This window comes from Aeromicrobium erythreum (assembly GCF_001509405.1).
GTDB classification, from domain to species: domain Bacteria; phylum Actinomycetota; class Actinomycetes; order Propionibacteriales; family Nocardioidaceae; genus Aeromicrobium; species Aeromicrobium erythreum.
The window spans coordinates 3,502,284-3,526,022 of sequence record NZ_CP011502.1 but is presented as its reverse complement, the minus strand read 5'-3'; the positions used below and the strand labels follow the sequence as shown (position 1 = coordinate 3,526,022).

Annotated in this window: 22 protein-coding genes and 3 pseudogenes; 14 read left to right on the top strand and 11 right to left on the bottom strand. The window is 73.3% G+C overall.

What is annotated here, in order from left to right; genetic code table 11:
• Positions 1-6 precede the first annotated feature (6 nt).
• Positions 7-675 carry a class I SAM-dependent methyltransferase gene (locus Aeryth_RS16635; RefSeq protein ID WP_067860923.1) on the top strand — a complete coding sequence of 223 codons (669 nt, stop codon included), beginning with the start codon at positions 7-9 and terminating at the stop codon, positions 673-675.
• Here Aeryth_RS16635 and Aeryth_RS16630 read toward each other — a convergent pair.
• The 3 genes from Aeryth_RS16630 to Aeryth_RS16620 form a co-directional block, all read right to left on the bottom strand.
• Positions 672-2,144, bottom strand: coding sequence for an amino acid permease (locus tag Aeryth_RS16630; protein WP_067860921.1), 1,473 nt, complete (start codon positions 2,142-2,144; stop codon positions 672-674). The two genes, Aeryth_RS16635 and Aeryth_RS16630, sit on opposite strands and share 4 nt — an antisense overlap.
• A gap of 71 nt (positions 2,145-2,215) precedes the next feature.
• Positions 2,216-3,724: an SDR family oxidoreductase gene (locus Aeryth_RS16625; protein WP_067860919.1), complete on the bottom strand. Its 1,509-nt coding sequence runs from the start codon at positions 3,722-3,724 to the stop codon at positions 2,216-2,218.
• A gap of 53 nt (positions 3,725-3,777) precedes the next feature.
• Positions 3,778-4,101 (bottom strand): 4-fold beta flower protein, encoded by a 324-nt coding sequence (locus Aeryth_RS16620; protein WP_067860917.1) that lies wholly within the window; start codon positions 4,099-4,101, stop codon positions 3,778-3,780.
• 121 nt (positions 4,102-4,222) lie between these two features.
• Between Aeryth_RS16620 and Aeryth_RS16615 the strand changes: the two genes are divergently transcribed.
• A complete protein-coding gene (locus Aeryth_RS16615; RefSeq protein ID WP_067860915.1) occupies positions 4,223-4,636 on the top strand; it encodes an OsmC family protein in 414 nt (137 codons plus the stop codon).
• A gap of 12 nt (positions 4,637-4,648) precedes the next feature.
• Here the strand turns inward: Aeryth_RS16615 and Aeryth_RS16610 are convergent, their stop codons facing one another.
• Positions 4,649-5,497, bottom strand: coding sequence for a serine/threonine-protein kinase (locus Aeryth_RS16610; RefSeq protein ID WP_067860913.1), 849 nt, complete (start codon positions 5,495-5,497; stop codon positions 4,649-4,651).
• A 21-nt stretch (positions 5,498-5,518) separates the two neighbouring features.
• Here Aeryth_RS16610 and Aeryth_RS16605 point away from each other — a divergent pair, with 21 nt between their 5' ends.
• The 4 genes from Aeryth_RS16605 (at position 5,519) to Aeryth_RS16590 (ending at position 8,087) form a co-directional block, all read left to right on the top strand.
• Positions 5,519-6,088, top strand: coding sequence for an RNA polymerase sigma factor (locus tag Aeryth_RS16605; protein ID WP_067860911.1), 570 nt, complete (start codon positions 5,519-5,521; stop codon positions 6,086-6,088).
• A gap of 32 nt (positions 6,089-6,120) precedes the next feature.
• Positions 6,121-6,726: a hypothetical protein gene (locus tag Aeryth_RS16600; protein ID WP_067860909.1), complete on the top strand. Its 606-nt coding sequence runs from the start codon at positions 6,121-6,123 to the stop codon at positions 6,724-6,726.
• A gap of 7 nt (positions 6,727-6,733) precedes the next feature.
• The gene (locus Aeryth_RS16595; RefSeq protein WP_067860908.1) at positions 6,734-7,210 is read left to right on the top strand and encodes a hypothetical protein; all 477 of its coding nucleotides are present in this window, start codon (positions 6,734-6,736) and stop codon (positions 7,208-7,210) included.
• 112 nt (positions 7,211-7,322) lie between these two features.
• On the top strand, positions 7,323-8,087 hold the full coding sequence (locus Aeryth_RS16590; RefSeq protein ID WP_202967690.1) for an EAL domain-containing protein: 765 nt from the start codon (positions 7,323-7,325) through the stop codon (positions 8,085-8,087).
• A gap of 7 nt (positions 8,088-8,094) precedes the next feature.
• On the opposite strand, the gene Aeryth_RS16585 is transcribed toward Aeryth_RS16590, so the two are convergent.
• Together Aeryth_RS16585 and Aeryth_RS16580 are read right to left on the bottom strand one after the other, a co-directional pair.
• A complete protein-coding gene (locus tag Aeryth_RS16585) occupies positions 8,095-8,310 on the bottom strand; it encodes a hypothetical protein (protein WP_144433838.1) in 216 nt (71 codons plus the stop codon).
• A gap of 38 nt (positions 8,311-8,348) precedes the next feature.
• The gene (locus Aeryth_RS16580) at positions 8,349-9,203 is read right to left on the bottom strand and encodes an SDR family oxidoreductase (RefSeq protein WP_067860904.1); all 855 of its coding nucleotides are present in this window, start codon (positions 9,201-9,203) and stop codon (positions 8,349-8,351) included.
• A 218-nt stretch (positions 9,204-9,421) separates the two neighbouring features.
• Between Aeryth_RS16580 and Aeryth_RS16575 the strand changes: the two genes are divergently transcribed.
• Together Aeryth_RS16575 and Aeryth_RS16570 are read left to right on the top strand one after the other, a co-directional pair.
• On the top strand, positions 9,422-10,204 hold the full coding sequence (locus Aeryth_RS16575) for an enoyl-CoA hydratase-related protein (protein WP_083516524.1): 783 nt from the start codon (positions 9,422-9,424) through the stop codon (positions 10,202-10,204).
• Entirely contained in the window at positions 10,201-10,866 is a 666-nt protein-coding gene (locus Aeryth_RS16570) for a nitroreductase (RefSeq protein ID WP_067860903.1), read from the top strand. Before Aeryth_RS16575 ends, Aeryth_RS16570 begins: the two co-directional genes overlap by 4 nt.
• Positions 10,867-10,870: 4 nt before the next feature.
• Here the strand turns inward: Aeryth_RS16570 and Aeryth_RS16565 are convergent, their stop codons facing one another.
• A complete protein-coding gene (locus tag Aeryth_RS16565; protein WP_067860901.1) occupies positions 10,871-12,316 on the bottom strand; it encodes a hypothetical protein in 1,446 nt (481 codons plus the stop codon).
• Between the two features lie 149 nt (positions 12,317-12,465).
• Here Aeryth_RS16565 and Aeryth_RS16560 point away from each other — a divergent pair, with 149 nt between their 5' ends.
• The 5 genes and pseudogenes from Aeryth_RS16560 to Aeryth_RS18530 all read left to right on the top strand — a co-directional run.
• A complete protein-coding gene (locus Aeryth_RS16560; RefSeq protein ID WP_067860899.1) occupies positions 12,466-14,037 on the top strand; it encodes a molybdopterin-dependent oxidoreductase in 1,572 nt (523 codons plus the stop codon).
• 32 nt (positions 14,038-14,069) lie between these two features.
• On the top strand, positions 14,070-14,729 hold the full coding sequence (locus Aeryth_RS16555) for a fasciclin domain-containing protein (protein WP_067860897.1): 660 nt from the start codon (positions 14,070-14,072) through the stop codon (positions 14,727-14,729).
• Between the two features lie 105 nt (positions 14,730-14,834).
• Entirely contained in the window at positions 14,835-15,569 is a 735-nt protein-coding gene (locus tag Aeryth_RS16550; RefSeq protein ID WP_067860895.1) for a methyltransferase domain-containing protein, read from the top strand.
• Positions 15,570-15,572: 3 nt separating this feature from the next.
• A complete protein-coding gene (locus Aeryth_RS16545) occupies positions 15,573-17,153 on the top strand; it encodes an FAD-dependent oxidoreductase (RefSeq protein WP_067860893.1) in 1,581 nt (526 codons plus the stop codon).
• Between the two features lie 299 nt (positions 17,154-17,452).
• Positions 17,453-18,250, top strand: a pseudogene (locus Aeryth_RS18530) (cytochrome P450); the annotation flags it as partial.
• Between the two features lie 71 nt (positions 18,251-18,321).
• On the opposite strand, the gene Aeryth_RS18435 reads toward Aeryth_RS18530, so the two are convergent.
• The gene (locus Aeryth_RS18435; RefSeq protein WP_067860891.1) at positions 18,322-19,278 is read right to left on the bottom strand and encodes a phytoene/squalene synthase family protein; all 957 of its coding nucleotides are present in this window, start codon (positions 19,276-19,278) and stop codon (positions 18,322-18,324) included.
• A gap of 62 nt (positions 19,279-19,340) precedes the next feature.
• Here Aeryth_RS18435 and Aeryth_RS16530 point away from each other — a divergent pair, with 62 nt between their 5' ends.
• Entirely contained in the window at positions 19,341-20,474 is a 1,134-nt protein-coding gene (locus tag Aeryth_RS16530; protein ID WP_067860889.1) for a lycopene cyclase family protein, read from the top strand.
• A gap of 111 nt (positions 20,475-20,585) precedes the next feature.
• On the opposite strand, the gene crtI is transcribed toward Aeryth_RS16530, so the two are convergent.
• The 3 genes and pseudogenes from crtI to idi form a co-directional block, all read right to left on the bottom strand.
• Positions 20,586-22,070, bottom strand: a complete 1,485-nt coding sequence (gene crtI, locus Aeryth_RS16525) for a phytoene desaturase family protein (protein WP_067860887.1) — start codon at positions 22,068-22,070, stop codon at positions 20,586-20,588.
• Positions 22,067-22,987, bottom strand: a pseudogene (locus Aeryth_RS18430) (polyprenyl synthetase family protein); the annotation flags it as partial. The pseudogene Aeryth_RS18430 and the gene crtI, both read right to left, overlap by 4 nt.
• Before the next feature lie 204 nt (positions 22,988-23,191).
• Positions 23,192-23,722, bottom strand: a pseudogene (gene idi / locus Aeryth_RS18425) (isopentenyl-diphosphate Delta-isomerase); the annotation flags it as partial.
• Positions 23,723-23,739: the final 17 nt, after the last annotated feature.

Below are 23,739 nucleotides of genomic sequence, written 5' to 3'. Positions count from 1 at the left end.
GCGCGCATGCCCGGACTCCGTGAACGTCTCGCGCGGCGGATCTGGACGCCGCCGCCCCCGCCGCGCGACCCGGAGCTGGTCGAGCTCGACCGGCTGCGCGACGAGTGGACGCACGGGCCCGTGCGCGACGAGCGCATCAACGAGCACCTCGCGCTCGTCCTCGCGAAGTCCGGCGTCACGGGGGGTCGGGTCCTGGAGATCGGCGGCCGCGCTCACCCCCGCGACCGCGTGTTCGACGCCGAGCGCTTCGAGTACCTCAACCTCGACCTCGCCGAGACGGGCCCCGGCGTCATCCTCGGCGACATCACGCACTGCCCCGAGATCGAGGACGCCTCGTTCGACGTGGTCCTCAGCGTCGACGTGTTCGAGCACATCGACCGCCCCTGGCTCGCGGGCGAGGAGATCGTGCGGATCCTGCGACCCGGCGGGCTCGTGTACACCTCGACCCTGTTCAGCTGGCGCTACCACCCGTGCCCGATCGACTACTGGCGCTACACGCCCGAGGCGCTGGAGTCGCTGATGCGCGGCACCGACACCCTCGACCTCGGCTTCGACACCACCGAGCGGCGGCGCGACGTGCGCAAGAAGGCCGCGGAGGACCCGATGCCGTACGACGCGCTGGGCGGCTGGCGCGAGAACGTCCGCGTCTTCCACGCGGGCGTCAAGCGCGGCTAGGCCTTGCCGGCCGCCTGGTCGATCCCCAGCCGGGAGTGACGGCGTCCGTACACGAAGTACAGGACGATGCCGAGCACCATCCACACCAGGAACCGCAGCCACGTCTCGACCGACAGGTTGACCATCAGCCACAGGCAGGCCGCGATGGACAGGACGGGGATCAGCGGCACGAGCGGCACGCGGAAGGCGCGGTCGAGCTCGGGTCGGGTGCGACGCAGGACGATGACGCCGGCCGAGACGACCACGAAGGCGAACAGGGTGCCGATCGAGACCAGCTTGCTGAGCTCGTCGAGCGGGACGAAGCCCGCGAGCACGGCCACGAACGCACCCGTGATGATCGTGATCTTGTAGGGCGTCCCGAAGCGGGGGTGCACCTTCGCGAGGCCCTGCGGCAGCAGGCCGTCGCGCGCCATCGCGAACAGCACGCGCGCCTGGCCGAGCATGAGCACGAGCACGACGGTGGTCAGGCCGGCGACGGCGCCGACGGAGATGATCTTGCTGGCCCACTCCAGGCCGTTGGCCGAGAAGGCGGCGGCGAGCGGCGCGCCCGTGTTCATGCGGTCGTCGCTGTACTTGAGCATGCCGGTGACGACGAACGCCACCGCGGCGTAGAGGACGGTGACGATCGCGAGGGACCCGATGATGCCGCGCGGCATGTCGCGCTGCGGGTTCTTGGTCTCCTCGGCCGACGTGGCGACGATGTCGAAGCCGATGAAGGCGAAGAACACGACCGACGCGGCGGCGATGATCCCGTAGATGCCGAAGACCGTCGGCTCGACGCCGAAGATCGACTGCAGCAGCGTCGAGTCGAGGCCGGAGCCGACGTTCTTCGGGTCGGCAGGCTGCGACGCGGGCACGAAGGGCGTGAGGTTCGCGGCCTTCACGAAGAACAGGCCGGCCACGATCACGAACAGCACGACGGCGACCTTGACCACCACGAGCACGCCGGTGAAGCGTCCCGACAGCTTGGTGCCGAAGACGGCGAGGGTCGTGAGTCCGACGACGATCGCGATGGCGGCGATGTCGGGCAGGGCGTCGCCGCCGGCGAGCCACGTCGGCAGGTCGAACAGCTCCTGCAGGTAGGCCGACCAGCCGCGCGACACGACGGCCGCCCCGAGGGCGAGCTCGAGCACGAGGTCCCACCCGATGATCCAGGCGATGAACTCGCCCAGGGTCGCGTAGGAGAACGTGTACGCGCTGCCCGCGACCGGGACGGTCGACGCGAACTCGGCGTAGCAGAGCGCCGCCAGGCCGCACACGACGCCGGCGATCACGAACGACAGCACGATGGCCGGACCGGCGTTCTTGTGCGCCTCCTGGCCGGTGAGCACGAAGATGCCCGTGCCGATCATGACGCCCACGCCGAAGACCGTGAGGTCCCAGGCCGAGAGGTCCTTCTTCAGGCGGTGGTCGGGCTCGTCGGTCTCGGCGATCGACCGTTCGACGGTCTTCGTGCGGAAGAGGCTCACCGAAGGATCGTGCACCCGCCCGGGGTGTGACGCAAATTCCCCGGTCCCGCGTCCCGCCCGTGTCGGCTCGCCTACGGGCGACGTCTGATGCCCTGGTGGGCCTTCGGCTCCTCGCCGCGCTCGAGCCGCTCCGCCGCCTGGGCGATGTTGCGCTGCATGGAGCCGAAGACGATGCCGTGGAACGGCCAGACGGCCCACCAGTACGCGTGGCCCAGCAGACCGCGCGGGTGGAAGAGCGCACGGTGGTGGAACGTGGTCGTGCCGCCCTCGGTGGAGCCGACCTGCAGCTCCAGCCAGGCCAGGCCCGGTACCCGCATCTCCGCCCGCAGCCGCAGGAACGTGCTGTCGTCGGTGGCCTCGACGCGCCAGAAGTCGAGCGCGTCGCCGACCACGAGGTCCTTCTGGTTGCGCCGACCGCGCCGCAGCCCCGGTCCGCCGACGAGCCGGTCCATGAGACCACGGATCCACCAGGCGAGCGGCCAGGAGTACCAGCCGTTGCGTCCGCCGATGCCCTCGATGATCGTCCAGAGCGACTCCGGCGACGCGTCGACCTCACGCGTCCGCTCGTCCTTGTACAGCGACCCGCCCGCCCAGTCGGGGTCCGACGGCAGAGGCTCCGACGGTGCGCCGGCGGTCGCGGCCGACGACCACCGGGTGGGTACGTCGAGCGTCTGGATCTTGGTGAGCGCCAGCTCGCAGGCCCGCTGGAAGCCGATCAGCCCCTCGGGTGGGTCGGGCACGTACTGCCTGATGTCGTCCTCGGCCGCGACGACGGTGTTCTTCAACGAGTCCACCAGCGGGCGGGCGATGCTCGCCGGGACGGGGGTCACGATGCCGACCCAGTGGCTCGACAGGCCCGGCGTCAGCACGGGCACGGGCACCACGCGACGTCGGGTCAGGCCCGCGACCTGCGCGTAGCCCTGCATCATCTCCAGGTAGGTGAGGACGTCGGGGCCGCCGATGTCGAAGGTCCGGTTCACCTCGGACGGCATCGACGCGCTCCCCACGAGGTAGCGCAGCACGTCGCGGACGGCGATGGGCTGGATGCGGGTGTGCACCCACGTCGGGGTGACCATCACCGGCAGCCGCTCGGTGAGGTAGCGGAGCATCTCGAACGACGCCGAGCCCGACCCGATCACCACGCCGGCCTGCAGCACCGTCGTCGGGACGCCCGACGCGAGCAGCACCTCGCCGACCTGCTTGCGCGAGCGCAGGTGCTCCGAGAGCTCCTCGCCCTCGGGGTCCATGCCGCCGAGGTACACGATCCGCTGCACGCCGGCCGACGCGGCGGCGTCGGCGAACGTCTGCGCCATGCGACGCTCGGTCTCGACCCAGTCGCGGCCCGCGCCGATCGAGTGCAGCAGGTAGTAGAGGACGTCGACGCCCTCCATCGCCCGCCGGACGTCGTCGTCGGAGGTGGCGTCGCCAGGCACGATCTCGACGCGGTCGGCCCACTCGTGCGCCTCGGCCTTCTCGGGGCTGCGGACGAGGACGCGGACGTCGTGGTCCGCGTCGAGCAGCTGGGGCACGAGGCGGCCGCCGACGTAGCCGGTCGAACCGGTGACGAGCGAGAGGGTCATGCCTCCATCGTCGGGGTGGCGGGAGCTCGGGGCATCCCGAGTCGCCGGGCCGGTCAGCCTGCGCGGTGCAGCTGCTCCACGTCGTCGTAGGCGAACCGGTTGGGGAACTCGAGCGGACGGGTCGGCCGGCCCGACGGCTCCGCGCGGTCGGGGTGCTCGACGGCCTGGGCGCAGCGCCGGTTGCCGCAGTCGTTGCGGCGCACGAGCCGGTCGCCGACGATCGAGGCGAGGTAGTGGCCGCGCTCGTCGACGACGTCGTTGCCGTCCCACGGGATCCACCCGATCCAGCGACCGGACGTGTCGAAGACGTGCTCGTCGTCCCAGGACCGTCGGAAGGCGATCACGTCGCCGTCAAGGTCGTAGAGGTAGTCACTCATGGGTTCAGCTCCCGAGATCCAGCTGTTGCCGTCGTGATGAAGACGGTAGAACGGCCAGGTCATGACGCGGGGCGAACCCGCCGAAGATGATCCGGTCGGACTAGTTCGGCAGGATGGGGGCATGAGCGACACGCATCGTCAGGTCGGCCTCGAGCGGCTCGGCCGGGGCCGGTACCGGGTCACGAACGCGCGCGGCGGGGAGATGGTGATCGGCGACGGCTCCAGCGACGACTTCACGCCCGTCGAGCTGCTGCTGGCCGCCGTCGCCGGCTGCACGGCGATCGACGTCGACCTCCTCACCACCAAGCGCACCGAGCCCGAGCGGTTCTCGGTGACCTCGGCGGGGGAGAAGGTGCGCGACGACGACGGCAACCGCATGGAGGGGCTGACGGTCCGCTTCGACGTCGCGTTCGGAGACGACGAGGCCGGTCGCGCCGCGACGGAGCGCCTGCCCGACGCGATCCGCCGCTCCCACGACCGCCTGTGCACGGTGAGCCGCACGGTCGAGCTGGGCACGCCGGTCGACACGCAGTAGGCGCGGCGCCTCTCAGGTCAGGAGGTAGTAGGCCCCGGTGGCCGACCCGGCGTAGGCGCCGACGGCCGCCGCCGCGACCCACCGCGTTGGCCAGCGACGACCCTCGCCTGCCGCCTCGCCGGTGAGGACGGCGTCGAGGTCCGCGCCCAGGTCGGCCGCTGTGGCATGACGTCGGGCCGGATCGCTGGAGAGCGCACGCTGCAGCACCGCGGCGGTCCGCGGATCGGTGCGGGCCAGCGGACGGGACGGGTCCGACGGGAACGCGCCGGTGAGCAGGACGCAGGTGAGCACCGCGAGGGCGTACACGTCGGTGCGGACGCTGATCCCGTCGCCGCGGGCCTGCTCCGGGGCCATGTAGGCGGGCGTGCCGGTCGTGACCGTGTAGCCCGACGCCTCGGCGACCCGCTTGGCGCTGCCGAGGTCGGCCGCGAGCACGCGGCCGTCGTCGGCGAGGAGCAGGTTCGCGGGCTTCACGTCGCGGTGCACCACCCCGGCGTCGTGCAGCACCTGCACGGCCCGGCACGCCTCGACCGCGAGGCCAAGGGCGACGTCGGGCTCGAGGGACCCGTCGGCCACCGCGTCGAGCGACCCGCCTCCCGCGAAGTCCATGACGAAGTACGGCCGGTCGTCCTCGTCGGTGCCGACGTCGTGGACGCGCACGACCCGCGGGCTCTCGATGCGGCGCAGCAGGCGTGCTTCCTCGAGGAAGCGCTCGCGGACGTCGGCGTGGTGCGACCAGTTGTCGGCGAGCACCTTGACGGCCACGCGCACGTGGAGCGCCGTGTCGTGCCCGCGCCACACGGTCGCGAACGAGCCCGACCCGTGGACGGCGTCGAGCCGGTAGCGTCCGATCTGTCTCATCACGCGACAGTATGGGGTGTCATGGACGACCAGGAGCTGCTTCCGCTCGTGGAGCGTGCTCGGGCCGGGGATCCGGACGCCCTCGACGACCTGCTGCGCCGGCTGCGCCCGCACGTCGTGCGCCGGTGCGCCGCGTTCCTGCCGTACGCGCACGACGCGGAGGAGGCGGCGCAGGAGGCGCTCCTGCTGGTGGCGCAGAAGCTCGACACGTACAGCGGCCGGGGCTCGTTCGGTGGATGGGTCACCGTCGTCACCTCCAACACCGCCCGCCAGGTCTACCGCTCGTTGCGGCGACGCTTCGACGAGCAGTCGCGGGACGTGCTGCCGGACGCCGTCGACCCCCGCACGACGAGCGTCATCGCAGGCACGCGCATCGACCTCCTCGAGGCGCTCGAGCAGTTGGAGCGCACGCACCCGGCGGCGGTGGAGGCGTTCGTGCTGCGTGACCTGGGCACGCTGCCCTACGAGGAGGTCGCGGCGCTCACGGGCGCCCCGCTCGGCACCGTGAAGGCACGGATCCACGCCGCGCGGCGCGAGGTGCGCGAGAAGCTGCGCGACGTCGACAACTTTTCGGGCCCGGCCGGCATCTGAAGGGTGACACCACCTTCAGGAAGAGGAACACCATGATGAGGACCAGGATCGCCGCCGCCGTGCTCGGGATCGCCGTCGTGCTCGGCGTCGCCACCGCGTGGGTCGCTGCAGCCCCCGAGCGTGGCTCGCGGGGCGGCGAGCAGGGCGCGCCGTCGGCCGGCCCAGGGTTGCTGGCACCGGACCAGCTCGTCGTCGCGCCGGGTGCCGTCGGTCCCGTGCGGGTGGGCATGACTCGTCAGCAGGCGCTCGCGACCGGCTACTTCGTCGCCGACGTCGCCGACCCCACCGACGGGTGCCCCGTCCGTCCCCTCGCGTGGCGCGACGAGTACGTGAACGCCGTCGACGTGCAGACGTCGCGAGCCGGCGAGGTGCGCTCGATCGGCGTGCGTGGTGAGGGCGTGGACACCGAGGCGGGCTTCGGCGTCGGCACCACCTACGGGGAGCTGAAGGGTTCGACGTCGGAGCCCGAGTCGGTCGGCTTCGGGCAGACCGGTGTGTTCCTCGAGGACAGCGCGGCGGGCACCTGGGTCGGGTTCCTGTTCGACGAGTCGCCGGACCGGCTGACGGACGCGTCGCGCGTCTCGTTCGTCGAGGTGACGAAGGGCGCGCGGCCCGAGCTCGTCCGCGACGGCTGCTGAGGCCGGCGTGAGGACCAGGCTCGCGGTCGCCGCCCTGTGCGTCGCGCTCGCGCTCGGCGGCGCCACCGGCGTGGTCGCGTCGGTGGTCGCCGACGACGCGCCTGGGCCGAGGGCGACGGCGGCCGCGTCGGCCGAGCCCACCGGGCCGCCGGCCGCGCTGGCGACGTTCACCTACGACCCCCATGAGTTCTTCAGGCTGCCGGCGCAGCGCGGGACGCTCTCCGCGGTGCTCGGCTGCGTCGTGATGCGGCGTGGGACGGGGATCGTGGTCCCTGCCTTCGCGCGGACGCTGGTCTCGTGGGACGGCACGACGCTGGTCCGGCGTCGGGTGGACGGGACCCGGGAGGTCACGCGCATCGGGCAGGAGATCGAGGTCGGCGGCGTCGTCCGGTCGCTGGAGAGCGGTGCGACGGAGGGCTCCGTCACTCTTCCACCTGCCTGCGCAGCGCTCCGCGGCGCGCAGTTCGTCAAGGTGATCCCGTGAGCCGGGCCCGGACGCCGACCCGCTGCGGTGCAGCGCCTGCGGCGTGGCGGAAAACCTGAGAGAATGGTCAGACTCGCGTCCTGCCCGGACCGGGACACCAGGGAGTGTGCTCGTGCCGTGTGCAGGATGTCGCGACGACGTCGAGTCGCTGGACTTCACGATGGCCTTCCAGCCGATCTTCGACGCCGAGCACGGGCGCGTGTGGGGGCACGAGGCGCTCGTCCGCGGCCCCGGCGGTGAGTCGGCGATGTCGGTGCTCGGCCAGGTCAACGACCGCAATCGCTACCGGTTCGACCAGGACTGTCGCGAGCGGGCGATCGAGCTGGCCGCACGTCTGTTCCCGGCCGAGGACGACCTGAGGCTCTCCATCAACTTCATGCCGAACGCGGTCTACGAGCCGGTGGCCTGCCTGCGCGCGACCCTGGCCGCGGCCGCTCGTGTCGGCTTCCCGCTCGCCTCCCTCGTCTTCGAGCTCACCGAGGACGAGCGGGTCGACGAGCCTGAGCACCTCGTGGCGATCGTCGAGGAGTACCGGCGCCAGGGGTTCACGATGGCCGTCGACGACTTCGGCGCCGGTCACGCCGGGCTCTCCCGCCTCGTCGACCTGCGCCCGGACCTGGTGAAGATCGACATGCACCTCGTACGCGGGATCGACACCGACGCTTCCCGCCAGGCCGTGGTCCAGGCCGTCGTCGTCATGGCATCCACGCTCGACGTCGTCGTCCTGGCCGAAGGGGTGGAGACCGAGGCCGAGTACGCGACCCTCCTGGACCTCGGCGTACCCCTCTTCCAGGGGTACTGGTTCGGTCGCCCCACGCTCGAGGCGCTCTCGCCCGTCCACCCGCGGGCGCAGGTCGTGGCCGCCGCCGCGAGCTGACGTCCCGTCAGTCGCGGCTGGCGCGCACCCCGAGCTCGACCGCACGAGCCACCAGCCCGAACCCCAGCCAGACGAGCCCCGCCACGGCGACGACGCCTGCCACGTAGAGGACCGGCCAGGTCTGCGTCGCGATGGCGACGGCCCCCGCGACGAGGGCGACGACCAGCAGGACGGCACCGCCGACGACGGCACGCGCGATGGAGCGGTGGGGCTCAGTGCTCATGCGCCGACCGTCGCACGACCGGCGCACCAAGGCACTTCCTACAGGCGCTTGCTCGCGTCGTGCGGACCCTTCGGGTCGACCCAGAAGTCCAGCGCGAGGTCCTCCTCGCGGCCTCCGTTCAGGTAGACCGAGAAGTCGGTGACGCCCTCGGCCTCCAGCACGTCGTCGTCGATGAAGAAGTGGCCCGTGCACTCGCGGCTCGGGCGCGTGAGGATCGCGTAGGCGGCGTCGGCCATGATCGCCGGCGTCCGCGAGCTCGACTCCAGGCCCGGGCCGACGACGTTGCGCACCGCGGCGGTGTCGATGGCCGTGCGCGGCCAGAGCGAGTTGCAGGCGATGCCGTCGGCGCGCAGCTCCTCGGCCAGCCCGAGCGTCACGAGGCTCATCGCGTACTTCGCGATCGCGTAGGCCGTGAACGTGCCGAACCAGCGGGGGTCGGTGCTGATGGGCGGGCTGAGGGTGAGGACGTGCGGGTTGGTCGACGCGCGCAGGTGCGGGATGCACAGCTTCGAGAGCAGGAACGTCCCGCGGGCGTTGATCTGCGTCATGAGGTCGTACTTCTTCATCGAGATGTCCTCGGTGCGGGACAGGTCGATCGCGCTGGCGTTGTTCACGACGACGTCGATGCCACCGAACGTCTCCACGGCTCGGGCGACCGCGTCCTCCACGAACGCGTCGTCGCGGACGTCGCCGACGAGCGGCAGGGCGCGACCGCCCGCCGCCTCGATGGCCGCGGCCGCCGTGTGGATCGTGCCGGGCAGCCGCGGGTGCGGCTCGGAGGTCTTTGCGAGCAGCACGACGTTGGCGCCGTCGCGAGCCGCGCGGACGGCGATCGCCTCGCCGATGCCGCGGCTCCCGCCGGACATGATCATCGTGGTTCCGGCCAGGGTCATGGGTGCCTCCGAGGTGGTCCGCTGTCATCGGTAGCCTGCTGGCGGGATCAGGAACAGTCAAGGCTGATGGTTTCTCTGGAGGCGACGTGGATCGACCGCGTGGTTCGACGACGCACTCGCCTGCGCGCCGGAGTCCCCGTCCGTCGAGGTCGACGGCGCCACGTGATGCCCGACCGATCCCTCGTCCTCGCCGCCGTCGTGCAGGCGATCATCGGAGAATGGAGACGACCGTGACCGAGCCCGAGTCGAGCCCCGACACCGCGTCCGAGCTGCTGCTCCACGACGCCGAGGGCGTCCTCACGATCACCATCAACCGGCCGCAGGTCATGAACGCCGTCGACGGCGCCATGCTCGCGCGCGCCGCCGAGGCCGTGGAGACCACCGACGCCCGCGTCGTCGTGGTCACCGGCGCCGGCGCCGCGTTCAGCGCGGGCGCCGACCTGCGTCGCCTCGAGCGCGGCGGCACGCACGAGAACGGCAACCGGCTCGTCCGGGCGATCGTGGCCACCGAGCGTCCGGTCGTCGCGGCCGTCAACGGGCCCGCCGCCGGCATCGCGATGTCGGTGGCGCTGGCCGCGGACGTCACCGTCGCGCACGAGTCGGCGTACTTCCTCCAGGCGTTCGTCAACATCGGCCTGATGCCCGACGGCGGCGCCACCGAGCTGCTGGCGGCGTCGGTGGGTCGGGCCCGGGCGGCTCGGCTGTCGCTGCTCGGCGAACGTCTCCCCGCGGCGCGGGCGGCGGAGATGGGACTCATCGACCGGTGCTGCGGCGACGACCACGCCGACCAGGTGGCCGAGCTCGTCGCGAAGCTGGCCGGCGGGCCGACGCGTGCCTACGCCGCCACCAAGCAGGCCATGAACGCCACCACGCTGCGCAGCCTCGACGAGACGCTCGAGCGTGAGCTGCGCCTGCAGCGCGAGCTGGCCGACACCGCCGACTCGCAGGAGGGCATCCAGGCCTTCCTCGACAAGCGGCCCGCCCGCTTCGAGGGTCGATGAGCGCGCCGATCGACGTCCTGGAGGGTCTGCTCGCGGACCGCTGGAGCTGTCGCGGCTACACCGACGAGCAGGTCGACACCGCCACCATCGAGAGGCTGCTCGCCGCCGCGCAGCGCACGCCGTCGTGGTGCAACACGCAGCCGTGGCACGTGGTCGTCACGGCCGGCGGCGAGACCGAGCGGCTCAAGCAGGCGATGGCCGACGACGAGCGGTTCGGTCCCGACCTGGAGTTCCCGCCTTCCTACGAGGGCGTGTACGCGGAGCGTCGCCGTGAGTCGGGCTGGCAGCTCTACGAGGCGGTGGGCGTCGTGAAGGGTGACCGGGCGGGTTCGGCCGCCCAGACGATGCGCAACTTCGAGTTCTTCGGCGCACCGCACGTCGCGATCGTGACGACCGCGAAGTCGCTCAGTGTGTACGGCGCGGTCGACTGCGGGCTCTACGTGCAGTCGTTCCTGCTCGCCGCGCAGGCGCTCGGCCTCGGCGCGTGCGCGCAGGCGGCGCTCGCCATGCGCTCGGAGCTGCTGCGGGAGTGGTTCGAGCTCGACGACGACCGCCAGGTGGTCTGCGGCATCTCCTTCGGCCACCCCGACCCCGACCACCCCACCGCCTCCTACCGCACCACCCGCGCCCCCCTCGACCAGGCCGCCGACCTCCGCCTCTGACGACTCAGCTGCGGAGGGCGCCGACGCCGAGCACGGCGGCGAGGCCGAGGGCTGACCGGGGGTGGTAGGCGGCGGTCCAGAGCCCGCCGTGCGCAGCTCCGCGCGCCTCGTCCCTCCACGGCTCGGTCTCCGGCTGCAGGCCGGCCCGCAGGTCGTGCACGAGCAGCGCCGCCATGAGCGTGTTCGACGTCGCCGGGTCGAAGATCTCGACGCCGAAGCGGTGCGCGCCTGCGTACGCGGCGGCCAGCGCCTTGTTCTTCACCACCGACCGCGTGCGGGTGGCGGGCGCGACGTTGAGCGACACCGTGGTGCCTGCGGCTCGGGCGTCGGTGGCGCGCCACCGCTGGACGCGCTTGGCCAGGGCGTAGTTCGGGCCCTGCTGAGGCACGAGCGCGTCGCAGAGGCCCGGGTCGGCGCCCGGCGGGTAGTTGCGCTGCAGCAGCCGGCCGCCGCTCACCACCCGCGTCGCGTGCCGGGCCACCCGCCCCACCCGACCCTTGCGGTACGCCTCCTGCGACCGGGCCACCTCCTCGGCGGGCACGGCGAACACGTCGGTCGGGGTGGCGAGGAACGCCAGCGCCGTCCGCGGGTGCTCCGCGACCAGGTGCGCGGCCAGCGCGTCGGCCGCCATCGACACGCGCACGTGCATGGCGCCGTCGGCGTAGCAGTAGTTGCCGAGCACGAGTCGCGACGCCCCGGCGAACGACCCCAGCCAGTGCGCGACGGCCGGCAGCTCGCGGACGAGGTCGGCGCCGACGTCGCAGCCGCCGTCGCCGCGCCCGCTCGTGACGATCCGCGTGGGCACGTGCACCCGCCCCGCACCGTCGGTCGCCACCCGGGCGATGCGCTCCTGCACGTCGGCGCGCGGGAGGTCGAGCGCGACGACCTCGGCACCCCAGCGCTGCAGCGCGCGGTACGGACCCATCTCCGCCCCCGCGCCGAGCACCGCCACGACGTCGCCCTCGAGCCGCAGCCAGTCGGGGTTCTCGTGCACGCGCCGCACGGCCTCGGCGCACGAGGCCGTCACCACGCCTCGCTCGACCCACGCGTCGAGCTGGCGCAGCAGGGCGTCGCCCCGGAGCCGCTCCCCGCGGTAGGGCAGCGTCAGCTCCGTCTCCGGCTCGGCGCCTCCCTCGAGGGTCGTCGTGTGGAGCACCTGGTCGAGCGGAGCGCCCGTGACGGCGGCGTCGAGGTCGACGTCGCCGAACCGCATCGCCGCGTGCGCGCTGCGCAGCCCGGCGGAGGCGATGGCCTGCGCGGCCGCCGCGTCGCCGATCCCCGCCTCGACGGCTCGCCGGAAGTGCTCGAGGTACTGCCGACGCCAGGCGGTCTCCCGCTCGACGGCGCGCGAGCCGACCGGGTCGGCCGCCCGCAGGGCGTCGGCCAGTACCTCCCGGGCGGTCGCCGACGTGCTCTCGGAACGGAACGCGACTCCCTCGTGCGTGCTCATGGGACCACCCTAGGAACCCTGCAAGGGCAGGGCAGAACGGGCATCGAAGGTAACTGGGAGTGACGTACCAGGTTGCTCATCCGCGGACCCCCTGAACAATTTTTTCCGTGAGCACCCATCCAGACGGCGACGGGCCCCGAATCAGGGGCATGAGCGAGACGACCACCGCAGCACCTGCCACCCGGGCCACCGCCCCGTGGTGGACCGGCGCGCTGTCGGGTCTGCTCGCCGCGGTCGCGGGCGTCGCCCTCGGATCGGGTGTCGCGACGCTGCTCGGCGTGCCCACCCCGATCGAGTCGGTCGGCAACCGGGTGATCGACCTCGTCCCGAGGCCGCTCAAGGAGTTCGCCATCGAGCAGTTCGGGACGAACGACAAGCCCGTGCTCATCGGCAGCGTCGCTGCGACCCTCCTGGTCGCCGCGGCCGTCGCCGGTTGGTTGGGCCTGCGACGGCCGCGGCTCGCCCTCGGCATCACCGCCCTGCTGGGCCTGGCCGCCCTCGTGACCGCCGCACTCGACCGCACGTCGACCGCGAACGTCGTCGTCACCGTCATCCCCTCGCTCGTCACGCTGGCCGTGAGCCTGCTGCTGCTGGTCCGTCTGCTCAAGGCCCTCGAGCTGTCCCGCAAGGTCGGCGACGAGACCCCCGCCGGCTTCGACCGCCGCGCGTTCCTGCAGGCCGTGCTCATCGCCAGCGCCGCCATGGCCATCGGTGGCGGCGTCACCCGCTTCCTCGGCTCGTCCGCGGCGAAGGACTCGCGTGCCGACGTGATGCTGCCCCAGCCCGCGACCCCGGCCCCGGCCGTCCCGGCGGGCGCGCAGGCCGACGTGAAGGGCATCAGCCCCTACATCACGCCCAACCGCGACTTCTACCGCATCGACACCGCCCTGCGCGTCCCGCAGGTCCCGGCGGACACCTTCAACCTTCGCATCCACGGCATGGTCGAGAAGGAGCTCAACCTCTCCTTCGAGGACCTGCTCAAGGAGCGTCTCGTCGAGAGCCGCATCACCCTGACCTGCGTCTCGAACGAGGTCGGCGGGCCCTACGTCGGCAACGCCGCCTGGCTCGGCGTCCCCGTGGCCGAGCTGCTCGCCCGGGCCGGCGTGAAGGACGGCGCCGACGCGGTCAAGACCACCAGCGCCGACGACATGACCATCGGCACGCCCCTCGAGGCGCTCACCGACACCGAGCGCGGTGCTCTCATCGCCATCGGCATGAACGGCGAGCCGCTCCCGCTGGAGCACGGCTTCCCGGTGCGGATGGTCGTCCCCGGCCTCTACGGCTACGTCTCGGCGACCAAGTGGCTGGTCGACATCGAGGTCACGAAGTTCTCGGACTTCAAGGCCTACTGGACGACGCGCGGCTACGACGCCGAGGCGCCCATCAAGCTCTCCTCCCGCATCGACGTCCCCAAGGCGTTCGAGGCCCTCCCGCGCGACAACGTCCGCATCGGCGGCGTCGCCTGGGCCCAGTCCGTCGGCATCGAGCGCGTCGAGGTGAAGATCGACGACGGTGACTGGCAGGACGTCGACCTCGCCGCCCAGGACAACGTCAACACGTGGCGCCAGTGGTCCTGGACCTGGGAGGACGCCACCGAGGGCACCCACCAGGTGACCGTGCGGGCGACCGACGCCGACGGCACCACACAGACCTCCGACCGTGTGCCCATCGCACCGGACGGGTCGACCGGCTGGCACAACGTCAGATTCCGTGTCGAGTAGCAGGACGAAACACCCAACCAAGGAGAAGAAACATGCGCACGACCACCAAGAGCAAGAGCCTCGCGATCGCAGCCGTGGCCTCGCTGTCCCTGTTCACCGCGGCCTGCGGCTCGTCCAGCGACGACAGCGCCTCGTCCGACAGCGAGTCCTCCTCGACCCCGTCCTCGGAGGCCGCGTCCGACGCCGGTTCCGACCTCGTCGGCCCGGGCTGCGCCGACTACGCCAAGGCCGTCCCGGACGGCGCCGGCTCGGTCGAGGGCATGGCCCAGGACCCGGTCGCCACGGCCGCCAGCAACAACCCGCTGCTGAAGACGCTCGTCCAGGCCGTCTCGGGCAAGCTCAACCCCGACGTGAACCTCGTCGACACCCTCAACGGTGGCGAGTTCACGGTGTTCGCGCCGGTCGACGACGCGTTCGCCAAGCTGCCCGCCGACACGGTGAAGACGCTCGGTACCCCCGAGGGCGCCAAGACCCTCGAGTCGGTCCTGACCTACCACGTCATCCCCGGCCAGATCGCGCCCGACGAGATCGACGGCACGCACAAGACGGTCAACGGCGCCGACCTCGAGGTCACCGGCTCCGGCGACGACATCAAGGTGAACGGCAACGCCGCCGTCATCTGCGGTGGCGTCAAGACCGCCAACGCCACGGTGTACCTGATCGACTCGGTGCTCATGCCGCCGGCCAGCTGATCACGGCATCCCTCCGGTCACGGGGCCCGGCTCTCCTCGGGGGAGTCGGGCCCCGTCCCGTTGCCGGGCCCGGCGGCCCGGCTGGTTCGCCCGTAGGCTGCTGACGTGCCGACACCTGGGACCCGGCTCGCGGACGAGTTCGACCGCGCAGCCCCACGCTACGACCTGCTCACCGCCCTCAATCCGGGCTACCACGGCGCCCTGCGCGACGCGGCCCGCCAGCTCGTGGCGCGGCTGCCCCGTCGCGAGACGTGGCCGACGCTCTGGGACCTCGGCTGCGGCTCCGGACTGTCGACGCAGGCCCTGGTCGACGCCGCCGGCCCCGAGGCCCGCATCGTCGGGCTCGACGCCTCCGCCGGCATGCTCGCGCAGGCGCAGGAGAAGACCTGGCCCGACGGCGTCAGCTTCGTCCAGGCCCTCGCGCAGGACCTGCCCGACGTCGCGCTGCTGCACCTCGACGGCCCCGCCGACGGCGCGTTCGGCGCCTACCTGCTGCGCAACGTGCCGGTCGACCAGCGCGACGCCACGGTCGCGGCGATCGCCGACCAGGTCCGTCCGGGCGGCTGGATCGCGCTGCAGGACTACCACGTGAAGGGCTCCCCGGCGGCGCAGGCGGTGTGGAGCGCGGTCTGCTGGGGCGTGGTCACGCCGCTGTCCGTCGCGGTGCGCGGCAACCCCTCCATCTACCGCTACCTCTGGCGCAGCGTGCTCGAGAACGACTCCACCGCCGAGCTGCAGGCCAGGCTCGAGCGGGCCGGGCTGACCGACGTCACGTGGTCGACCGCCGGCGGGTGGCAGCACGGCACCCTGCACACCGTCCTCGCGCGCAAGCCCCTCTGACGCATGGTCCGACGCATCCCGCCGGGGCGTGACCGCCACGCCGTCCTGCACGCCGCCGCGCCGGGGACCGCCAAGCTGCAGGAGCCGCGACACGTCGTCGTGGTCGGTGGCGGCATCGCCGGCCTCGGAGCCGCGGTCGTGCTGGCCGAACGCGGGGTGCGGGTGACGCTGCTGGAGGCCTGCGAGCAGCTCGGCGGGCGCGTGCGGTCGTGGCCCGTCGGCGACGCCGAGGCGGGTGGAGCCGGGCGCACGATGAGCCGCGGCTTCCACGCGTTCTTCCGGCAGTACTACACGCTGCGCTCGCTGCTGCGCCGCGTCGACCCGACGCTCGCGCACCTCGTGCCGGTGCCCGACTACCCGTTGCGTCGCGGCGACGGCCTCACCGACTCCTTCGCCGCCCTGCCGACCACACCACCGTTCAACCTGCTCGCGTTCGTGCTGCGCAGCCCGACGTTCCCGGTCTCGGCGCTGCCGTCGGTGCACGTGCCGAGCGCGCTCGAGCTCGTCGCCACCGACTACCCGGCCAGCCACGAGCGCTACGACGGCGAGTCGGCGCAGGCCTTCCTCGACCGGTTGAACTTCCCCGAGGGTGCCCGCCACCTCGCGCTCGAGGTGTTCGCGCGGTCGTTCTTCGCGCACCCGAGCGAGTTCGGCGCCGGCGAGCTGGTGGGCATGTTCCACGCCTACTTCACGGGCAGCTCCGAGGGGCTGATGTTCGACGTCCCCGACGACGACTACGACACCGTCCTGTGGGCGCCGCTCGGCCGCTACCTGGAGGGGCTCGGTGCCGACGTGCGGCTCGGGACCGCCGTGAAGGGTGTCCGGCCCGAGGGCGACGGCTGGCGGGTCGACGTCGCGGACGGGTCGGTCACGGCCGACGCGGTCGTCGTCGCCACCGACCCGCGCGCCACGCGTGCGCTCGTCGGGGCACTGCCGGCGGACGACGACGAGCGCGTCGCGTGGCAGCGCAGGGTCGCGGAGGGCCGCAACGCGCCGCCCTTCGGTGTGCTGCGCGTGTGGCTCGACGGGCGCGTGGCGCCCGAGCGGGAGGCGTTCCTCGGCACGAGCGGCTACGACCTGCTCGACAACGTCACCGTGCTCGAGCGCTTCGAGGCAGGCGCGTCGCGGTGGACGGCGGAGCACGGCGGATCGGTCGTCGAGCTGCACGCCTACGCAGCCGACCCGTCCCGCGACCCCGACCTGGCGGGCGACGGACCACACGGGATCGACGTCGAGCGGCTGCGCAGCCGTCTGCTCGCCGGTCTGCACGACGTGTACCCGGAGACGCGCGACCTGGTCGTGAGGCACGAGGAGCTCCTGGTCGAGGACGACTGCGGTCTCGTCGGCACGGGACCCTGGCGCGACCGGCTCACCGTCCAGACCCCGTACCCCGGGCTGGTCCTGGCCGGTGACGGACTGCGCGTCGACTGGCCGATCGCCCTCATGGAGCGCGCCGCGACCACGGGCGTCCTGGCGGCGAACCGGCTGCTCGAGGGCTGGGGCGTGCGCGGCGAGGACGTCTGGACGGTACCCCTGCAGGGTCTGGTGCACCGGCTCCCCGGTCGCGGTCGGCGACCGTCGTGAGCCGGCGTCGCGCCGTGGTGGCGGACGAGCCCGACGCACCCCGCGTCGAGCGCGTCGACGCCGCGGGCAGGCCCGGTGTGAGCACCGTGTGGCGGCTGCGCTCGCTCGAGGCCGCGCGTCAGGTGCTGCGCGCGCGGCACGCCACCACGCAGGCCGGGTTCACCGCCGAGGCCATCCCGCAGGGCTACCTCGAGCACCACCCGATCCTCGTGTCCGACGGTCCGCAGCACGACGAGCAGCGACGCAAGGTCGCGCGCTTCCTCGCGCCCACCGTCGTCGCGGTCCGCTACACCGACCTGATGCACACCACCGCCGACCGGCTGCTCGCCCAGGCGGTCGCCGACGGCGGCTGCACGCTCGACGAGCTGGCCCTGCTCTACACCGTCGAGGTCACGGCCGAGGTGGTCGGCCTCACGGAGTCGTCGGTGCCGCGCATGGCGCGTCGGCTCGAGGCCATGTTCAGCCAGCCGCCGTTCGACGTCACCCGCCGCGACCTCGGCCGCACCCGACGCCAGTGGATGCAGGCCGCCGTCAACGGGCTCGTCCCCGTGGGGCGGCTCTTCCTGGCCGACGTCCGTCCGGCGGTCCGGGCGCGTCGGCGGGAGCCGCGCGACGACATCGTCAGCCACCTGCTCGCCGAGGGGTACTCGACGGCCAGCATCCTCGTCGAGTGCGTCACCTACGGCACCGCGGGGATGGTGACGACGCGCGAGTTCGTGGTCATGGCGGCGTTGCACCTGCTCGACGACGACGCGCTGCGTGCGCGGTACCTCGTCGCGCCCGAACCGGAACGGCTGGCGATCCTCGGCGAGGTCATCCGTCTGGAGCCGGTCGTCGGGCACCTCTACCGGCGGGCTCAGCAGCCCATCGACGTCAGCGACGGCGGACAGTCCTGGACGATCCAGCCGGGCGACCTGGTCGACGTGTGCGTGCGCTCCACCAACGCCGACCCCGAGGCCGTCGGCGCCGCGCCGCTCGACCTCTGCCCCGGACGCTCGCTGCCTGCCGGCGTGGGCGAGCCGGTGCTGGCGTTCGGCGACGGCGAGCACAAGTGCCCCGGCCAGCCCCTCGCCCTGCTCGAGACCGACGCGCTGCTCGTCCGGCTGCTCGCGCTCGAGCCGCGTCTGGTGGCCGAGCCCGAGCTGGGGTGGGACCACCTCGTCGCGGGCTACTGGCTGCGCGGGGCCAGGCTCGCCCTCGGCGACGGCGGACCCGACGGCGGCAGCCCGCGGCGGGGACCCCGCACGAGCACGTCGGCCAGGATCGCTACCTTCGTGCGCGGCCTCACCCGGTGGCGGCCCGAGAAGACGTCGTAGTCGGCAGCCTCGACGAGGTCGAGGATGCGCGCGTACATGCGCAGGGCGGTGGCGACGCAGCGGGCGCCCGGGGGCGGCAGCATCGCGACGCCGGGCGCCGCCTGGCGGTAGAGGGCGCGGTTGCGCTCGACCTGCTCGGCCATCATCGAGCGCCACGCCGGCGTCACGCGTCGTTCGGCGGGGTCGACGCCGTAGCGGGCGAGGTCCTCCTGCGGCAGGTACACGCGCCCGCGGTCGAGGTCCTCGCCGACGTCGCGCAGGAAGTTCGTCAGCTGGAACGCGTGCCCGAGCGCGCGTGCCGGCTCCTTCGCCGCCGGCGTGAGCGGCTGCAGCACGGGCAGCATCATCTCCCCGATCACGGCGGCGGAGCCCTCCATGTAGCCGTCGCGCAGCTCCTCCCAGGTGGCCCAGGTGGTGCGGGTCAGGTCGAGCTCCATCGCCCGGAAGAACCGGTCGAAGCACTCGGGGTCGGTGCCCCGGCGCTGCAGGCTGTCGACGACGGCCGCCATGACCGGCTCGTCGGCGCCGCCCGCCGCGACGCTGTCCCAGAAGTGCTGCTCGAAGCGTCGCAGCCGCGCGGCCGGGTCGGTCTCGTCGTGCCCGGGCACCGCGGGGTCGACGCGCTCGGGCTCGTCGACGATGTCGTCGGCCAGCCGACAGAGGGCGTAGACGGTGTACACGTCGATCCGCTGCTCGCGCGGCAGCAGCCGGGCGCCCCAGTAGTAGGTGGTGCCGTGCGCCCGCGTCAGCTCGGCGCACCGGGCGTAGCCGGCCGCGAGCCGCGGGTCGGGGTGCAGGGGACGGGCCATGGTGACACCCAGCCTAGGACGTGCGGCCGTGCCACGATGGGTGCCGTGGAGCGCGGGCGGACGTGAGCGGCGGACGGGTCGACGTGGCGGTGGTCGGCCTCGGGCCAGCAGGTCGCTCGCTGGCGTCGGCGTGCGCGGCGCGGGGTCTGCGCGTCGTCGCCGTCGACCCGCGTCCCGACGCGGTCTGGACGCCCACGTACGGGGTCTGGGAGGACGAGCTCGCCGGGCTGCCCGCGACGGTGGTCCGGTCCCGGCTGGCGGCGCCGGAGGTCCGGGCCCACGAGGCGCACCAGCTGTCGCGTCCGTACGTCGTGATCGACAACGTCGCGCTGCAGGCCGCCCTGGCCCTCGACGACGTGGACGTGCGCCGCGGCCGGCTCGACGACGCCGAGGTCGCGGCGCTGTCGTCGTCGGCGCGCGTGGTGGTCGACGCGCGCGGCGCCCGGCCGCAGGGCCTGTGTGCCGACGATCCCGCCCCCGCGCAGACCGCGTTCGGGGTGGTCGTGCCCGACGACGTCGCGGCCCCGGCGCTGCAGGGCGCGGAGGGGCTGCTGATGGACTGGCGGACGGACTGGCGGGGGGATGGGGGCGGCGGGACCGCGGGTCTGCGACCGTCGTTCCTCTACGCGATCCCGCTCGGCGACGGGACCGTGCTTTTGGAGGAGACCTGCCTGGCCGCCTCGCCGCCCCTGCCCGTGGCGGAGCTGAAGGCGCGGTTGCGGCGTCGGCTCGCGGCGCGCGGCGTCGACCCGTCGGCCGTCGACGCCCCGCTGCACCGCGAGGTCGTGCACATCCCGATGCGTGGTCGGGGTCGACCGCCGGTGCCGGGCACACTCGCGCACGGCGTGGCCGGCCGGGGTGGCCACGTGGTGACGGGTTACTCGGTGGCGCACGCGCTGCGTCGCTCGCGCGCGCTGGCGGACGAGCTGGCCACCGGTCAGGTGCCGCGTCGGGTCGATGCGGTGGCACCGGCCGACGCGCTGCGCGAGGCGGGTCTGCGGGCGGTGCTGCGGCTCGACGTCGACGGCACGCTCGCCCTCTTCGACGGCTTCGGCCACCTCCCCGCCCACCTGCAGCGCGCCTACATGGCGCGCGACGGCGACCTCACCGACGTCGCGGCGGCCATGTGGTCGATGTTCCGCCGGATGCCCTGGTCGGGCCGCCGCGAGCTCGCCCGCGCCACCCTCCTCCCCTAGCCCCTCCCCACCCACCCCCCACCGACTTTTGGACAGTTGCGGGGCGTCCGGGGCACCGGAAGTGCCCCGGACGTGTCCAAAAGTCGGGTGGGGTGGGGTGGGGGGGGGTGCTCAGCGGACGAGCTGGTTGACGCGCTCGGCCGCCAGGCGGCCCGACGGGAGGACCATGGGGACGCCGACGCCGGGGACGGTGCCCGAGCCGGCGAAGACGAGGCCGGGGACCCGCTTGTCGACGTTGGCGGGACGGAACGGGCCCGTCTGGGCGAACGTGTGCGCCAGCGCGAACGGGGTGCCCGCGGCCATGCCCTGCTCGTGCCACTCCAACGGAGTCACGAGCTCGTCGACGACCACGTCGGTCGGGTAGCCCGACCGCTCCAGGAACGCCAGCAGCCGCTCGCGCATCGGCTCGCGCTCGGCCTTCCAGTCCAGCCGTCCGACGTCGAGGTTGGGCGTCGGCTCCAGCACGTAGAGGGTGCTGTGACCCTCGGGCGCGGCCTCGTCGTCGTCGAGCGAGTGCACCGTCACCAGCCGCGACGGGTCGCGCATGAGCGTGCCGCGCTTCATGAGGTCCTCGAAGGCCTCGTTCCACTGCTGGCCGAAGTGGATGTTGTGGTGCGCCTTACCCTCCGGCACGCCCTTGACGCCCACGTGCCAGACGACGCACGACGGCGAGTAGTCGCCGCCCAGGCGTCCGCCGATGCCCCGCACCGCACGCGGCGGGCGCAGGTCGGGCAGCAGCCATGTGTACGCGGTCGGCAGGTCGATGGTGCACACGACGGCGTCGGCGGCGACCGTGCCCTCGCCCGTCGCGACCCCGCGCACCCGACCTCCGGAGTCGCGCACGAGCGCCGTCACCGTGGTGCCGTAGCGGATCTCCGCGCCGGCGTCGGTGGCCGCGTCGGCGAGCGCCCGCGGCACGGCACGCATGCCGCCCTTCGGGAAGTAGACGCCCTCGATCGAGTCCATGTAGGTGATCACGGCGTAGAGGGCGAGCGCGTCGTCCGGGGCGAGCCCCGCGTACATCGCCTGGAAGGAGAACAGGCGGTGCAGGCGCTCGTCGGCGAACCGACGCCGGATCATCGGCCCCAGCCGCCCGAAGCCGCCCATCGCGAGCAGCCGCGCCGCCGCGGCCGGACGCGACAGCAGGTCGGTCGGCCGGTCGAAGTTGCGGTCGATGAAGTGCGGCATCTCCGTGAGGTACAGCCGCCGCAGCCAGGTGACGAACTCATCGAACGCGGCGGCGTCGACGCTGCCGCACTCGCGGTGGATCTCGGCGCGCATGGCCTCGTGGCCGTGCCGCACCTCCAGGGTCGACCCGTCGGCGTAGAACGCGCGGTAGGCGGGGTCGAGCAGCGTCAGCTCGAGCCGCTCGGCCAGGCTCGACCCTGCCGCGCGCAGCGGCCGGTCGATCAGGTCGGGCATCGTCAGCACGGTCGGTCCGGTGTCGAACGTGAACCCGTCGCGCTGCAGGATGCCGGCCCGACCGCCGGGCACGTCCTCGCGCTCCAGCACCGTCACGCGGTGGCCGTCGCCCACCAGGTGGCAGGCGGCGGCCAGGCCGGCGAGCCCTGCTCCGACGACGACGACGTGACTCATGCGGACCTCCAGGAGACGGTGCGGGCGACCGCGCGCAGTCCGGCGACGCCGGCCGCGGTCAGGGGGGAGCCGACGAGGGCCTGCTCGGCACGCTCGGTCTCGTCGACGATGCGCTGCTCGACGTCCTGGCGGACGCCGGACTCCTCGAGCGCGCGCTGCAGCAGGGCGACGTCGCCGGGACGTGCCTCGGCCGTGCCGACCCGCGTCATCGCGGCGGCGGCCTCGCCCGTGAGCCGCTCGGCACCGAGCGCCCAGATCATGGTGGTCTTGCCCTCGCGCAGGTCGTCGCCCGACGGCTTGCCGGTGACGTCGGGGTCGCCCCAGACGCCCAGCACGTCGTCGCGCCAGGCGAACGCGCGGCCGAGGTGCAGCCCGAAGCGGTCGAGCACCTCGCGCTGCGCCGCGGTGGCACCGGCGGCGATCGCGCCGAGCTGCAGCGGTCGGGCCACGGTGTACGCGCCGGACTTGAGCACCGCGACCGCCTCGACGTGCGCGAGGTCGGTCCGACGGCTGGCCGCCCCGGTGAGGTCGGCCCGCTGGCCGGCGATCAGCTCGAGGGTCAGCTGGTACCAGGACTCGCGCAGGACCGCGGGCAGCGTGTGCACGAGCCGGTCGGCCTCGTGGTGGGCCAGGTCGCCGAGAAGGATGGCGACGTTCTCGCCGAAGCGGGTGGCGTCGCCGTGCGCCCGTGCTGCGCGGTGCTGGGCCGCGGCGACGACGTGCGCGGCCGCAGCGCCGCGTCGCTCGCCCGACTGGTCCATCACGTCGTCGTGCACCAGCGCGAAGAGGTGCAGGGTCTCCAGCGCGGCAGCCACGCGGACGACGTCGTCGTGGGCGGGTGTCGCGAGCGTCCCGCCGGCGGCGACGAAGCCCCAGTGGCACATCTGCGGACGCAGCCGCTTGCCCCGACCCTGCAGCAGCGTGTGCAGCCATCCGGGCAGGTCGTCGGTGAGGGGTCCGGGGGTGCCCGCCGGCGCGAGGCCTTCCCAGACGGTGCCCATCCAGGCGAGCTCGGCCGACAGCAGGTCGCTGACGGCGTCGAGCGTGACGCGCACCGGCGCGTCGGCGTCCGACGACTCGAGCCGGCCCGCGGGCGGCGGGCCGAGGGGGAGCCGGGCACGCTCGGCGTCGAGCTGCGGCACCTGAAGCACCGACCACGGGCTGTAGACGGCCGGCGTGGCACGCGCGGCGGCCACGAGGTCGGACCAGGCGACCCAGGCGTGCTCGCCGACCTCGTCCGGGTCGGGCGAGAGGGGCCCGTCCGCGCGGGCGACGAAGACGGGGCAGACCTCGTTCTCGACCACACCGCTGGCGTCGACGGCGCGGTAACGGAAGTCGGGCAGCAGCAGACGCAGGTCGCGCACCTCCACTCCGAGCTCCTCGCGGACGCGCCGACGCACGGCGTCCTCGACCGCCTCGCCGGGCCGGGGGTGCCCGCAGCACGAGTTGGTCCAGACGCCGGGCCAGGTCCGCTTCGAGAGCGCCCGGCGGGTCAGGAGCACCCGGCCGGCGTCGTCGAACAGGTGCACCGAGAACGCCTGGTGCAGCGGCGTGTCGGCGCCGTGCACGTCGAGGCGCGGCGCCGTGCCGGTGGGTGTGCCGTCGTCGTCCAGCAGGACGACCAGGTCCTGCTCGCTCTCGATCGCGGTCATCGCGGTGCCGCCTCCGT

Bases quoted from the DNA above. Each gene is read 5' to 3' on its own strand.
- Aeryth_RS16600 (WP_067860909.1), top strand. From the start codon at position 6,121: ATGATGAGGACCAGGATCGCCGCCGCCGTGCTCGGGATCGCCGTCGTG.
- Aeryth_RS16635 (WP_067860923.1), top strand. From the start codon at position 7: ATGCCCGGACTCCGTGAACGTCTCGCGCGGCGGATCTGGACGCCGCCG.
- crtI (WP_067860887.1), bottom strand. From the start codon at position 22,070: ATGAGTCACGTCGTCGTCGTCGGAGCAGGGCTCGCCGGCCTGGCCGCC.
- Aeryth_RS16575 (WP_083516524.1), top strand. From the start codon at position 9,422: ATGGAGACGACCGTGACCGAGCCCGAGTCGAGCCCCGACACCGCGTCC.
- Aeryth_RS16615 (WP_067860915.1), top strand. From the start codon at position 4,223: ATGAGCGACACGCATCGTCAGGTCGGCCTCGAGCGGCTCGGCCGGGGC.
- Aeryth_RS16565 (WP_067860901.1), bottom strand. From the start codon at position 12,316: ATGAGCACGCACGAGGGAGTCGCGTTCCGTTCCGAGAGCACGTCGGCG.
- Aeryth_RS16605 (WP_067860911.1), top strand. From the start codon at position 5,519: ATGGACGACCAGGAGCTGCTTCCGCTCGTGGAGCGTGCTCGGGCCGGG.
- Aeryth_RS16620 (WP_067860917.1), bottom strand. From the start codon at position 4,101: ATGAGTGACTACCTCTACGACCTTGACGGCGACGTGATCGCCTTCCGA.
- Aeryth_RS16555 (WP_067860897.1), top strand. From the start codon at position 14,070: ATGCGCACGACCACCAAGAGCAAGAGCCTCGCGATCGCAGCCGTGGCC.
- Aeryth_RS16580 (WP_067860904.1), bottom strand. From the start codon at position 9,203: ATGACCCTGGCCGGAACCACGATGATCATGTCCGGCGGGAGCCGCGGC.
- Aeryth_RS16625 (WP_067860919.1), bottom strand. From the start codon at position 3,724: ATGACCCTCTCGCTCGTCACCGGTTCGACCGGCTACGTCGGCGGCCGC.
- Aeryth_RS16570 (WP_067860903.1), top strand. From the start codon at position 10,201: ATGAGCGCGCCGATCGACGTCCTGGAGGGTCTGCTCGCGGACCGCTGG.
- Aeryth_RS16585 (WP_144433838.1), bottom strand. From the start codon at position 8,310: ATGAGCACTGAGCCCCACCGCTCCATCGCGCGTGCCGTCGTCGGCGGT.
- Aeryth_RS16560 (WP_067860899.1), top strand. From the start codon at position 12,466: ATGAGCGAGACGACCACCGCAGCACCTGCCACCCGGGCCACCGCCCCG.
- Aeryth_RS18435 (WP_067860891.1), bottom strand. From the start codon at position 19,278: ATGGCCCGTCCCCTGCACCCCGACCCGCGGCTCGCGGCCGGCTACGCC.
- Aeryth_RS16610 (WP_067860913.1), bottom strand. From the start codon at position 5,497: ATGAGACAGATCGGACGCTACCGGCTCGACGCCGTCCACGGGTCGGGC.
- Aeryth_RS16545 (WP_067860893.1), top strand. From the start codon at position 15,573: ATGGTCCGACGCATCCCGCCGGGGCGTGACCGCCACGCCGTCCTGCAC.